General features: G+C 52.7%; 13 protein-coding genes and 1 riboswitch. Of the genes, 12 read left to right on the forward strand and 1 reads right to left on the reverse strand.

The window, feature by feature from the left end:
• Window positions 1-24 precede the first annotated feature (24 nt).
• The 5 genes from cobI (at window position 25) to cobK (ending at window position 4,208) form a co-directional block, all read left to right on the forward strand.
• Window positions 25-750, forward strand: a complete 726-nt coding sequence (gene cobI / locus ACYC56_RS08050) for a precorrin-2 C(20)-methyltransferase (protein ID WP_461373664.1) — start codon at window positions 25-27, stop codon at window positions 748-750.
• Window positions 751-768: 18 nt separating this feature from the next.
• Complete coding sequence (gene cobM / locus ACYC56_RS08055) at window positions 769-1,524, forward strand: precorrin-4 C(11)-methyltransferase (protein WP_461373665.1); 756 nt, start codon at window positions 769-771, stop codon at window positions 1,522-1,524.
• Window positions 1,525-1,708: 184 nt separating this feature from the next.
• Window positions 1,709-2,734 (forward strand): cobalt-precorrin 5A hydrolase, encoded by a 1,026-nt coding sequence (locus ACYC56_RS08060; RefSeq protein ID WP_461373666.1) that lies wholly within the window; start codon window positions 1,709-1,711, stop codon window positions 2,732-2,734.
• A 35-nt stretch (window positions 2,735-2,769) separates the two neighbouring features.
• A complete protein-coding gene (gene cobJ / locus ACYC56_RS08065) occupies window positions 2,770-3,444 on the forward strand; it encodes a precorrin-3B C(17)-methyltransferase (RefSeq protein ID WP_461373667.1) in 675 nt (224 codons plus the stop codon).
• On the forward strand, window positions 3,441-4,208 hold the full coding sequence (gene cobK, locus ACYC56_RS08070; protein ID WP_461373668.1) for a precorrin-6A reductase: 768 nt from the start codon (window positions 3,441-3,443) through the stop codon (window positions 4,206-4,208). The genes cobJ and cobK overlap by 4 nt, the downstream gene beginning before the upstream one ends.
• Window positions 4,209-4,264: 56 nt before the next feature.
• Here the strand turns inward: cobK and ACYC56_RS08075 are convergent, their stop codons facing one another.
• Window positions 4,265-5,167 carry an aldo/keto reductase gene (locus ACYC56_RS08075; protein ID WP_461373669.1) on the reverse strand — a complete coding sequence of 301 codons (903 nt, stop codon included), beginning with the start codon at window positions 5,165-5,167 and terminating at the stop codon, window positions 4,265-4,267.
• Window positions 5,168-5,380: 213 nt separating this feature from the next.
• Between ACYC56_RS08075 and ACYC56_RS08080 the strand changes: the two genes are divergently transcribed.
• From ACYC56_RS08080 to ACYC56_RS08110, 7 genes are all read left to right on the forward strand, one after another.
• Window positions 5,381-5,815 (forward strand): GNAT family N-acetyltransferase, encoded by a 435-nt coding sequence (locus ACYC56_RS08080; RefSeq protein WP_461373670.1) that lies wholly within the window; start codon window positions 5,381-5,383, stop codon window positions 5,813-5,815.
• Window positions 5,816-5,947: 132 nt separating this feature from the next.
• Window positions 5,948-6,130: riboswitch (cobalamin riboswitch) on the forward strand.
• A gap of 199 nt (window positions 6,131-6,329) precedes the next feature.
• Window positions 6,330-7,382 (forward strand): nicotinate-nucleotide--dimethylbenzimidazole phosphoribosyltransferase, encoded by a 1,053-nt coding sequence (gene cobT, locus ACYC56_RS08085; RefSeq protein WP_461373671.1) that lies wholly within the window; start codon window positions 6,330-6,332, stop codon window positions 7,380-7,382.
• Window positions 7,383-7,403: 21 nt separating this feature from the next.
• The gene (cobS, locus tag ACYC56_RS08090) at window positions 7,404-8,147 is read left to right on the forward strand and encodes an adenosylcobinamide-GDP ribazoletransferase (protein ID WP_461373672.1); all 744 of its coding nucleotides are present in this window, start codon (window positions 7,404-7,406) and stop codon (window positions 8,145-8,147) included.
• Between the two features lie 186 nt (window positions 8,148-8,333).
• The gene (gene cobC, locus ACYC56_RS08095; protein WP_461373673.1) at window positions 8,334-8,942 is read left to right on the forward strand and encodes an alpha-ribazole phosphatase; all 609 of its coding nucleotides are present in this window, start codon (window positions 8,334-8,336) and stop codon (window positions 8,940-8,942) included.
• 116 nt (window positions 8,943-9,058) lie between these two features.
• A complete protein-coding gene (gene hisC, locus ACYC56_RS08100) occupies window positions 9,059-10,171 on the forward strand; it encodes a histidinol-phosphate transaminase (RefSeq protein ID WP_461373674.1) in 1,113 nt (370 codons plus the stop codon).
• 263 nt (window positions 10,172-10,434) lie between these two features.
• Complete coding sequence (gene aroF / locus ACYC56_RS08105; protein ID WP_461373675.1) at window positions 10,435-11,460, forward strand: 3-deoxy-7-phosphoheptulonate synthase; 1,026 nt, start codon at window positions 10,435-10,437, stop codon at window positions 11,458-11,460.
• On the forward strand, window positions 11,460-12,257 hold a 798-nt coding region (locus ACYC56_RS08110), incomplete at its 3' end, for a prephenate dehydrogenase (RefSeq protein WP_461373676.1). The genes aroF and ACYC56_RS08110, both read left to right, overlap by 1 nt.

Below are 12,257 nucleotides of genomic sequence, written 5' to 3' on the forward strand. Positions count from 1 at the left end.
CGAGAAGGGACGGAGTAGTAATAAATGGCTTTACAGGGGAGATTGTATGGGATCGGCATCGGTCCCGGGGATACGCAGTTGCTGACACTTAAGGCGGTCGATGTCCTCAATTCGGTTGACGTGATATTCACGCCACGCTCGGCCCCAAAACGCGACAGCATCGCGCGAACGATTATCGAACCGGTCCTTAAGGGGAAGGCGCAGGTCGTAGAATTGACCTTTCCGATGACCAAGGACACGGCTGAGCTGGAATCGCATTGGTCGACGGCCGCCGCCGAGGTTGCGGGTATTTTACGTGAGGGCAAAGACGCGGCGTTTGTAACGCTCGGCGACCCGTTTTTCTACAGCACATATATCTACCTGTACAAGAAACTGAAAGAAGAGTATCCCGAGGCGGATATCATAACGCTACCGGGCATCAGCTCGGCGTTCGCATCGGCGTCGGCCGCCGGTGTGCCGATTGCGATCGGTGACGAAAAGCTGGCGATAATCCCGCTATCGCGAGACACCGCCACCATACGCCCGTATCTCGAGATGTTCGACACCGTGATCATCCTCAAAGTCGGAGAAAAGCTGCGGGGTCTCATCGACGTATTGACCGATATGGGCCTGCAAGACAACGCTGTTCTCGTCCAAAAAGTGTCCCAGGAGGGCAGCGAACGTATTATAACCGGCCTCTCCGGCCTCACCGAAGCGGAACTTGACGAAGTGGGCTATTTATCGACGGTTATGGTCAAGAAAAATATATAGAATCGATAGGATGGTACGATGAAGGTTTATTTTATAGGGGCCGGGCCGGGTAATCCCGAGTTGATAACGGTGAAGGGGCAGAGGTTGCTCCGAGAGGCCGATGTTGTGATTTATGCGGGGTCGCTCATCAACCCCGTGCTTCTCGAGAACTGCAAACCTGAGTGCAGGCGCATCGACAGCGCCGATTTAAGTTTGGAGGAAGTAACCGAACTCTACCGGGAGGCCGATGGCGGCGATGCGGTCGTAGTCCGGCTGCACTCCGGGGAGCCAAGCCTGTACGGCGCGATAAAAGAGCAGATAGACTGGCTTGAGCAGCAGGGCATCGGGTATGAGGTGGTGCCCGGCGTTAGCTCGTTTAGCGCTTCGGCTGCCGCGCTCAGCGCCGAGTTGACCTTACCGGGGGTTTCGCAGACTGTAGTGATCACGAGAATGGCCGGCAGAACCCCCGTACCACCGGGCCAGGAAATCAGCTCACTTGCCGAGCACACGCCTACGATGTGTATCTTTCTTAGCGTTCATATGATAGAGAATCTGGTAGACGAACTTAAGGCGGGCTATCCAGAGGATACGCCGGTTGCTGTGGTAGAGCGCGCATCCTGGCCGGATGAGCGGATTGTTCGCGGCACGCTGTCGGATATCGCCGGCAAAGTAAAAGAGGCAGGCATCAACAGGACGGCCATGATAGTCGTCGGCGGCGTCCTCGATGGAACCTACGACCGCTCAAAACTTTACGACCCGCAGTTCACCCACGGCTACCGTAAGGCGAAGAACTAATAAAGAGGAACAGCTTGATTTCAGTCATTCTGAAGGGGCGAGTAGCGATTACATGTCATTCTGAACGAACCCTCAGCTATAGATTTACGAAGCTATCAGATGCACTCATATTTGTGATATTCTGGAATAGTTGAGTAGGGCGACGATGCAAGTAACAACGTCTTCTTAAAGGTGGTATAAAAAAGTGAAGCTTGCGGTGCTTACCGTAACCGAGAACGGCGTCAAAATCGCAGATCGGATCAAAGGAAAGCTGGAGGATGAGGTCGAGATATTCGAGCCTCCTAAGGCAGAAGACCAAAAACCATGGCTCATGGAGCTCGTTAAGGATGTCTTTCAAGACTATGATGCAATGGTCTTTGTTTCGGCCGTCGGCATTGCCGTAAGAGCGCTTGCCCCTCACTTAAAGGACAAAACAGTCGACCCCGCCGTAGTCGTGGTCGATGACGGCGGTTCTTACTCGATAAGTCTTGTATCCGGCCATATTGGTGGCGCGAACGACCTGGCGAGAAAGGTTGCCGATGCGGTCGGCGCGATGCCGGTAATCACGACGGCGACCGATATCGCGGGAAAGCCGGCGATCGACCTCTTCATGAAGGATTTGGGGTTGAAAACCACCGACACGGCTGCGCTTAAACGAGTATCCTCGGGCATTCTTCGCGGTGATTCGGCGTGCATATTCGCCGATATCGGCCTCGGGCGCTGGGGAGACAGGGCAAAAGCTTCATACAGCGTGAGGCCGCTAAGCCAGCTTAAGAAATACAGCAAAAATTACGACCATATTGTGGTCGTCGTAGATGATAAACCGGTCGAGACGGTCAAAAAGGCGCTTGTTCTAAAAACGCGGCGCGTTTTTGCCGGGGTCGGCTTCAAAAAGGATATCACCCCCGAAAAAATAAAACAGGCAATCAGAGGATCTCTTGCAAAAAAAGGACTTCACGCTCATAACCTCAAAGGGATAGCGAGTATAGATATTAAAAGCGAAGAGGAAGCGTTGCGTAAAGCAGCGGAACATTTTAATGTTGCGGTTTCCTTGTATCCTGCAGTGGAGCTTGATGAGGTCGCACCAAGCAGATCGGATTTTGTGATGGATAAGGTAGGTGCAGGAGGAGTATGCGAACCCGCGGCAATTCTGGCCTCGAAGGATGGAGCGTTGATAGCTCCGAAAACGGTTTACGGAAAGGTAACTGTGGCTCTGGCAGAGGAGGAATAATAGTAGTAGGCATCGGCCCCGGTAACGAGGCTGATATGACGGTTGGGGCGAGAGATGCGCTCCAGATATGTGATACCGTCGTCGGATATAAAAGCTACGTGAAGACGATCTCTGAGCTGGCTCAGGGAAAAGAAATACTGCAATTTGGAATGCGCAAAGAGGTCGAACGCTGCACGAAAGCAATCGAGCTGGCAAAAGAAGGAAAGCTCGTGGCGCTCGTGAGCAGCGGAGACCCCGGCATCTACGGGATGGCCGGGCTGGTTCTTGAACTTGCGGCCTCCGAAGATATCGATATCGAGATAGTGCCCGGCGTAAGCGCGGTAAACGCCGCCGCTTCGGCCCTTGGCGCGCCGCTCATGCACGACTTTGCGGTTATAAGCCTCAGCGACCTGTTGACCCCCTGGGAGAAAATCGAAACGCGATTGAGATGCGCTGCGACGGCCGATTTTGTAACGGCCCTCTATAATCCCAAAAGCACAAAGCGCAACTGGCAGATAAAGACCGCACGGGATATCTTTATGCAATTCAGGAACCCGAAAACACCGGTCGGTTTGTACGCCAAGTCGAATGGGGCGCAGAATTATTACATAAGCGACCTGGCATCATTCGTCGATCTCGATATCGACATGAATACAACCGTTATTATCGGAAACAGCCAGACCTATGTGGCCGACGGCCGCATGATCACGCCACGGGGCTATAAGATATGATCCTAGTCCTCGGCGGCACCACTGAGGCGAACCAGCTTATACAACTGCTAATAGAGAAAAACATCCGGGCGATAGTAAGCACCGCTTATGATTTTGCCGAGGAATTCATCCCAAAGGATCCCCTTATCACGCATAGAAGCGGAAAACTAAACCGCGATGGGCTGCAGGCTTTGATTAAGCAGAATGCTATCAAAGTGGTCGTTGATGCGACGCATCCCTATGCCCTGGAAGTCAGCGATAATGCCAGGATCGCCTGCGAGGCCACTGCTGCAAGGTATGTCAGGCTCGAACGAGACTCATCGGAAACCGTTGAAGGCGCGAACATATATCGCAGTGCGACGCACGAAGAAGCTATTGTCAAGGCGTGCGAACTCGGCAACACGATATTTATTGCCACAGGAAGCAACCATGCGAAAGCCCTATTTGATGCGGCGAAAGGGAAGCACTGTGATATCTATATACGGGTTTTGCCGGATGAGGCCTCTATAAACAAGTGCCTTGAAGCGGGGTTTGCAAAAGACCGGATAATTACCGGAATCGGCCCGTTCAGTTATGAAGATAACCGGATGCTTTGGGATGAGCTAGGAATCGATGTGGTCATCACAAAAGACAGTGGTGTTGTGGGGGGCCTGCCGGAGAAGCTAAAAGCTGCGGAGGTTCTTGCAATATCCGTAATCGTTGTCGACCGACCCCATCCTGCAAGCGAAGGCTCCTTGAGCATACCCGAGATAGTAAGGGCGCTTGAGAATTACCAAGCGACCTAAACCCTGACACTATAAGATAGCTTCCCTAAAACCTTTCATTCTTCTATCGGCGCATATTAAGACGACACAAGCCACTCGGGGTGCATCATCGTGCTGTCGTGGGCGTGGGTTGTTTTGTATGTCTCGAAGGTGCCGTTCTCTGCGGCGGAGGCTGTGCGGGAGAGGATGTCGCCGACCTCATCGTCGCTTAGCGGGCTGAAGCTGGTCGCCGCCTCTATCGCCTGGTTTAAGTTATCGTGTGACTGGATGCCGGTGATAACCACGGAAACCGGTAGGTTCATAACGTAATGAAGCGCTTCGATAGCGCTGACCGTTCCGGTATCGAAGATGTGTCCCGCGCAGAACGGTTTCATCCCTAAGACCCCGATGTTTCGCTCGATAAGCACCGGAAGCACTTGCTTTTGAAAACTATTGAAATGCGGATCCAGCACATTGAGCGGCATTTGAACGGTATCCCAGATAAAGGGCTCCTGGAGCATCTTTAAATGTATACCGGGGTCTTTGTGGCCCGTAAACCCGATATACCGGATTTTCCCCTCGTCCCTGGCCTCATCGAGCGCTTCCATGGCGCCGCCTGGTGAAAAAGCCTGCTCCGGGTCATCCCAGCGGATAACTTCGTGCAATTGCAGTAGGTCGATATGGTCGACTCGCAGGCGCTTAAGGCTCTCGTCTATTTGCCCCTTTGCCGCCTTTTTAGTGCGCCCATCGACCTTGGTCATCACGAACGCACGGTCGCGATAGGCGCCTTTTAAGGCGTCACCCATCCGGCGTTCGCTTTCGCCGCGATGGTAATCCCAGGAGTTATCCATAAAATTAATGCCCCTATCGATTGCTTCCCTTATGATACTGATAGCCTCCGAGCGATCTTCGATTACCCCGATATGAAAGCCGCCAATACCGATTAACGAGACCTTTTCTCCGGTTCTTCCGAGTTCGCGATTGGGGATATCTTGAGTCATAGTATAACCTCGCTTTATATACCTGATATCTTTGCTCTGCGCCTGACGTGCTCTATTGCTGTGATAATTCCCTGCTCGGTTCGCCGGTAAACCATAATAATATTTTGACAAGCGGGCGTTTGTCGTTTAGGATTCAAGTAATCATCATAGCCTCCGGCATATGTAGTAGCCGCATAGGAAGTAAGGTATTTGGATAGCAAGGGGTGAGCCTCAATGTCAGAAATAGAACACTCGATGTCCGAGATAACGTATAGGAATGCAAGGCCAGAAGAGTGCGAGCAGATATTCCAGCTCTGGCGTGAATTCTGGCCCGATAGACCCAGCTACGAGATCCGTTTGAAACCGAAAATAGAGAATGACCCAGACCTTGTCTATATTGCCGAAGCCGATGGGGAAATAATAGGCACGATAATCGGCGGCGACGATGGCTGGTGGGGCTGGATGTACCGCCTTGCGGTTAGGCCTGATTATCGACAACGCGGCGTTGCGCTAACCTTGATTAACGAAATGCTAGCCAGACTAAAAGAGAGAGGCGTTAATTATATCAATCTTATCGTGCCGCCCACGAATACGCCGGTTCTGCGCCTCTTAGAAAAATTCGGGTATACGGCGACCGAGGATAGGCGGTTATGTATCAGAGTACAGTAGTGTTTGCAGCCGATCGCACTACCGCTTGCAATAGCATCAGCAGTGATAGCCGCCAAACTACATGTAGTCGATCTGCAGTACCGGTTAATGTGTGTTTGACAATCGGGCGTTTGGAATATACAGTAATTTTGGAAAGTGAATATATGTCCGGGTGCCGCTAAACGCGGAGAATAGGGAAGCCGGTGAGAATCCGGCACGGGCCCGCCACTGTAAACGGAAAGCCCCCGCAGATGCCACTGGTACTTAGGTACCGGGAAGGCGCGGGAGAGCGTTATATCCGTAAGCCAGGAGACCTGCCCAGGACAAACATTAGATGCTCAACGAGGAAGGAGTGTTGTTATAACGATTTACGTACCCCTCGGAATGCCGGGGGAATTTTTTTTGGGGAGAAGCCAGGAGCCAGGAGCCAGAGGAATTACGAATGGCGAATTTCGAATTACGAATTAGTGTGGATCGAGAATGAGGGGCATGATACTGGTGAACGCGTAACCTTGGATTATACTGGGAGGATGAAATGGGATTATTGCAGGAAGCTTTGGAGAACATAAAGCCGCTGGATGCAGAAGCGATGAAGGCGGCGGGGGCGAGGCAGGAGCAGCTTACGAAGCCGGCCGGTAGCTTGGGTGTGCTGGAGGAGATATCGATAAAGCTGGCGGGTATCACGGGCAGCGTTATGAGTGAGGTCGATAAGAAGACCATCGTCGTTATGGCGGGGGACCATGGGGTTACCGATGAAGGGGTATCGGCGTTTCCCAAGGAGGTCACACCGCAGATGGTCATGAATTTTGTGCACGGTGGTGCGGCGATCAACGTTTTGGCACGTCACGCGGGCGCCCGTGTGGTCGTTGTCGATATAGGGGTGGATGCTGAAATCGATAATCCTCACGTGCTGTCGATGAAGGTAAAAAACGGCACGGACAACTTCGCAAAGGGCCCGGCGATGACCAGGGACGAGGCGATACGGGCGCTTGAGGTCGGCATCGAAGTCGCCAACAGAGAGATAGACTCAGGTGTGAGGCTGCTTGCAACGGGCGATATGGGCATAGGGAATACCACCCCGAGCAGCGCGATACTTCTAGCCCTCACCGCAAAGCCGGTCGATGGCTTGGTCGGTCGCGGAACCGGTATTGGAAACGGTGATCTCGACCACAAGAGAAAAGTCATAGTGGATGCCATCGACATGTTGCACCCGGACAAGAACGACCCGATAGACGTGCTCGCAAAGGTCGGTGGGCTTGAGATCGCAGGTCTGGCCGGGCTGATAATCGGGGCCGCAAGCAGGCGTGTGCCGGTTATAATCGACGGCTTTATTTCGAGCGCCGCAGCGCTGATAGCCGGCAGAATCAGCCCTCAGAGCAAAGACTACATGATCGCATCACATGTATCCGTTGAGCCGGGCCATAGAGTAATCCTTGAAGAGCTTGGCCTCAAGCCGATGCTTCACATGGACATGCGCCTTGGCGAAGGTACGGGCGCCGCGCTTGCGATGACGCTAGTCGAAGCCGCAACCAAGATCATAAAAGAAATGGCGACGTTTGCTGAAGCCGGGGTATCGGATAAGGAATAGGGCGCAAGAAAGAAGCCAGAAATGAAAGCGTTTCGGTTTGCGTTGTCTTTTTTGACGATTTTGCCCGGGGGTATTCGGGGTGAGGTCGAAGAGAGGGTGTTCGGCGATTCAATAAAATATTTTGCGGTCGTGGGGGCGATACTCGGGTTGTTGCTTGCGGGGGTACACTTGCTGATAGCAACCAGGGTGGCGCAGCCCGCGGCGAGTATAATCGTGGTGGCAAGCCTTGTAGCCCTTACCAGGGCGTTTCATGTCGATGCTTTGGCGGATACGTTTGACGGGCTGTTCGGCGGCCGCGATAAGGAGCACATGCTCGCAATCATGAAGGATTCGCGGGTCGGGAGCTTCGGGGTCGCAGCGATTGTCGTGGCCTTTGCGCTTAAGTTTTCGTTATTAGCGGCGACCCCTGCAGCATTGACAGTGGGAACATTGATCGCATTTCCAGTGCTTGGGCGCTGGGCTGCGGCGATTGCCACAAGCACACAGCCGTCGGCCCGGCCTGGCGTGGGGCTCGGCTCTCTTTTTGCCGAACGGGCAAGACCATGGGAGCTGATACTATCTTCAGCGATCGCCTTTGCTATCGTGGGTGTAGCATTATGGACCAGGCCTGTGGCCGCCCTGGCGGCGGTCGGTATTGCCGGTGCCTTTTTGGTCATCTATGTATACCTGGTCAAGAGAAAGATCGGGGGGATGACCGGCGATACGCTCGGGGCACTGATAGAGCTTACGGAAATAGCGGTATTATTTGCTATGGCGTTACTATAAGATGTTGTTGAGGTTATAGAGTCTCTACGGAGGGGCGATATGGATGATCGCGGTATTATCAAGAGCAGGGATAAGATCCTCTACAATAATTTCTTTGATCTCGATAAGAAAGGTGATGAGTGGGTTGTAGTGGGTGCGGGCTCCGGTCCGTAAGAATCAAAATCCAATTAACAACCCTGTATTACAATGAAATTATATCTTGTACGGCACGGCGAGACTTCGCTGAACAGGCAGTTTAAATATATAGGAAGAACAGATGTGGGTCTGACGAAAAAAGGCGTTCGTCAGGCGGAAGCCCTGTCGCAGCGGCTGCGCCTCAGCCCTGTCACAGCGGTTTACTCGTCTGATTTGCTGAGGGCGCGGAACACAGCAGAGGCGATCGCATCTGCCCATAATCTTGAGATAAAACCGGTCAACGGTTTGCGTGAGATCGACTTCGGGGCCTGGGAAGGCCTTTCCTACTATGAAATAGAAGCGAAAGACCATGACAACTTTCACGCCTGGCTCGACGACCCCGAACACTCGGCTATCCCCGACGGCGAGCACTGGCGTGATTTTAAAAGCCGCGTGCTCAGCTCGACTTATAAAATAATCGATGAGGAAAAAGACGGGAACGTCGTTCTCGTCTCGCACGGCGGCCCCATAAAGGTGATAATGGGCCATTTTAATGGGGACGACCCGGCGTTTTACAAATCGTTCTGGCCATCACCGGGCAGCTTAAGCGTGGTCGAAGTCATCGATTACACCCCGAAGGTGTTGCTTCTCAACGAGAAAGTCTATACGCAGGACAAGTAAAACCCGCTAAGGGGGGGCATTGCTAAAGGGGCCTACGTACTCCGATTTATAGTAAAGTAGGGCATTTAGCTGCGGAAAAGTTGAGCAATAAAGCAATACTATGTTAAAATCCCTTTATGAAAGATATCATACGGCGCGGACTTGAGGATATAAAGCCATACGAATCCGGCAGGCCCATTGAGCTGGTAGAAAAAGAGCTTGGGATAACCGAGGCGATAAAGCTTGCATCAAACGAAAGCCCGTACGCCCCGTTCCCCAAGGTGCTGGAGGCGATGAGAGAATCGCTTTTAGATGTAAACCGCTATCCCGATGGCGGCAGCACGTTCCTGCGTGAAGGCTTGTCAAATAAACTCGGGGTGCCCGCGTCGCGCATTATGGCCGGCCAGGGGTCAAACGAGCTTTTGCGTTTGCTCGCCAACGTTCTTCTCGACCCGGGTGATGAAGCGGTTATGGCGGACCCGTCGTTTATTGTCTATCCAACGGTGACCAAATTAATGAACGCCAAGCCGATTCTGGTCCCACTTAAAGACCATGCCCACGACCTCAATGCAATGGCGAAGGCCATCACACCGCGCACGAAAATGGTCTTTATCTGCAACCCCAACAATCCAACCGGTACGATCGTCACTCGCGACGAGGTAGAGCGCTTTCTCGCGAGTGTGCCCAAGGATGTCGTAATCGTATTTGACGAGGCATATTTTGAGCTTGTTAGAGACAACAACTATCCGAACGGTATGGATTATATAAATGATGACAGGCCCGTTGTGGTTCTGCGCACGTTCTCAAAAGTTCACGGGCTTGCAGGGTGCCGGATCGGCTACGGTATAGCGCCGGAGTTTATCATCGCGGCGGTCAATAAGGTACGCGAGCCGTTCAACGTGACATCGGTTGCTCAAGCAGGGGCGCTTGCCAGCCTGGAGTGCGATGCCGAAGTCGAGGAGAGAAGCCACCTGAACACCGAAGGCCTGGAGTATCTCTATAAAGAGTTCAGGAGAATGGGCCTTGATTTTATACCGTCGCATGCAAACTTTATCCTGGTAGATATAGGTATTGATGATCGAATGATGTCGCTCGAGCTGATGAAGCGGGGTATCATCGTGAGGTCTGGTGATATATTCGGCTACCCGAAGTATTTCAGGGTAACCGTCGGCACGCCCGAGGAGAACAAACGGTTCATCGGCGAGCTTGAGGCACTTCTAAAAGATCACGTAAAAGGAGCACTGGTATGATGGATAACAAAAACATTAAATTATTCAATTCACCATCAGGAAGGTGCTGGCTCTATTACTACTTCTTTTAACCCCGAAGGCAGGTCTGCTTTCACGCGCCCGGTTTAATCCCTTAAACCACCAAATCCCTAGTTGTAACGAAATTGCGATTACCAGAGCAAATCAATAACTTAACGATGTAACAGAATAAGATACAAGTGAGGAGTTACTGGTAGTTTTAGATAGCCTACGAGCAATAAAGTTTTATCGAGGAGTGATGTATTATGATGATAGTTATGCGCGAAGGCGCTAGTGAACAGCAGGTAGAGCACGTAGTAGAGAGCATCCGAAAGGCGGGGGCCGAGGTTCATTTATCCAAGGGTGAGTTTCGTACCATCATCGGTGTCATCGGCGATAAAGAGGCCGTTGCCGCACTTCCGCTAGAAGGCTTTGAGGGTGTTGAAAACGTTATCCAGATCATGAAACCCTACAAGTTTGTGAGTCGCGAGTTTCGCCACGAACCGACCCTTATCACCATCGGTGATGTCGTTATCGGCGAAGGATACTTTAATGTAATGGCCGGGCCGTGCTCCGTAGAATCACAAGAGCAGATGCGCGATACCGCGCGGGCAGTAAAGTCGTCAGGCGCCACGGTGCTCAGGGGTGGTGCGTTTAAGCCAAGGACGTCACCGTACAGCTTCCAGGGTCTGGGTGTCGATGGGTTGAAAATGATGGCGGAGGCAAGAGAAGAGTTCGGCCTGCCGATAGTCACCGAAGTTATGGACCCGAGGGATTTGGAAGATGTTGCCGAGTATTCCGATATCATCCAGATTGGCGCCCGCAACGCGCAGAATTTCCTGCTCTTAAAGGAAGTCGGTATGTTGAGGAAACCGGTCCTACTTAAGCGGGGCCTTGGAAATACCGTCGAGGAGACCCTGATGGCAGCGGAGTATATCATCAAGGGCGGTAACACCAATATTATAATCTGCGAACGCGGGATTCGCACATTTGAGACCGCTACCAGGAACACCCTGGATATTAGCGCAATACCGTTGATCAAGCAGTTAAGCCACCTTCCGGTTATCGTCGACCCGAGTCACGCCGCCGGCAAGCGCAACCTTGTCGAGCCGCTGACGCTGGCGGGTCTGGCGGCGGGCGCCGATGGAGCGATGATAGAGGTTCACCCCGACCCTGAAAAGGCGCTCTGCGACGGGCCGCAATCGCTTACGTTTAAGCATTTCGATACGGTAATGGAGCGCATACGCACCGTGGCCGAAGCGTTCAATAAAAAGATGAGGTTGACCGTCTAATGAAAACGACCATCGCGGTACTGGGTTTAGGACTGATCGGGGGGTCGCTCGCCGTCGGTTTTAAACAGCAATCCGAGGAGTATGAGGTTGTGGGCTATAACCATAACGCGCCTGCTGTTGAAGAGGCGCTTGCACGCGGCATCATCGATAGAGCAGCGGCAAGCGTTGAGGAAGCGTGCGCCGACGCCGACGTCATCTTCGTTTGCGTGCCCGTAAGGCAGATCCCGAACTATTGTATCCTCGCGGCCCAAAGCGCTAAACGCGGTGCGATAATAACAGATGTAGGAAGCACAAAGGAAAGTATCGTGGCCGAGGTGGAGGCCGAGGTGCCGGAAGGCGTGCATTTTATCGGCGGGCATCCCATGGCGGGCTCGGAGCGTACGGGGGTAAGCGCGGCGAATCCGGCACTCTTTAAGAACGCCCATTATTTACTTACACCGACCAAGCGAACGGATATGGTCGCTTATAAGAAACTCCACTCGATGATCACATCGCTCGGCGCGAACGTGCTGGCGATAGATCCGGTAAAACACGACCACGCGGTCGCCGTAGTAAGCCATTTGCCGCATATGGTTGCCGCCGTTCTTATGAACCTGGCCAGTAACGAAGCCAATGCAACCGAAAACCTACTTTTGCTTGCGGCCGGCGGCTTTAAAGACACGACGCGAATCGCGGCAGGTAGCCCCCGCATGTGGATCGATATTTGCTTGGATAACCGGAACGCGATCATGTACTCCATCGAAAAGATGAGCGATATGCTGGAGACGTTGCAGCACATGATTGAAGAGGAGGACAAA

The sequence above is a fragment of the Candidatus Aquicultor sp. genome, assembly GCF_054640775.1.

What these genes read in the sequence shown, in the direction of transcription:
- cobT (WP_461373671.1), top strand. Translation starts at nt 6,330, where the DNA reads ATGGGATTATTGCAGGAAGCTTTGGAGAACATAAAGCCGCTGGATGCA.
- aroF (WP_461373675.1), top strand. Translation starts at nt 10,435, where the DNA reads ATGATGATAGTTATGCGCGAAGGCGCTAGTGAACAGCAGGTAGAGCAC.
- cobC (WP_461373673.1), top strand. Translation starts at nt 8,334, where the DNA reads ATGAAATTATATCTTGTACGGCACGGCGAGACTTCGCTGAACAGGCAG.
- cobM (WP_461373665.1), top strand. Translation starts at nt 769, where the DNA reads ATGAAGGTTTATTTTATAGGGGCCGGGCCGGGTAATCCCGAGTTGATA.
- hisC (WP_461373674.1), top strand. Translation starts at nt 9,059, where the DNA reads ATGAAAGATATCATACGGCGCGGACTTGAGGATATAAAGCCATACGAA.
- cobK (WP_461373668.1), top strand. Translation starts at nt 3,441, where the DNA reads ATGATCCTAGTCCTCGGCGGCACCACTGAGGCGAACCAGCTTATACAA.
- ACYC56_RS08075 (WP_461373669.1), bottom strand. Translation starts at nt 5,167, where the DNA reads ATGACTCAAGATATCCCCAATCGCGAACTCGGAAGAACCGGAGAAAAG.
- cobS (WP_461373672.1), top strand. Translation starts at nt 7,404, where the DNA reads ATGAAAGCGTTTCGGTTTGCGTTGTCTTTTTTGACGATTTTGCCCGGG.
- cobI (WP_461373664.1), top strand. Translation starts at nt 25, where the DNA reads ATGGCTTTACAGGGGAGATTGTATGGGATCGGCATCGGTCCCGGGGAT.
- cobJ (WP_461373667.1), top strand. Translation starts at nt 2,770, where the DNA reads ATGACGGTTGGGGCGAGAGATGCGCTCCAGATATGTGATACCGTCGTC.
- ACYC56_RS08080 (WP_461373670.1), top strand. Translation starts at nt 5,381, where the DNA reads ATGTCAGAAATAGAACACTCGATGTCCGAGATAACGTATAGGAATGCA.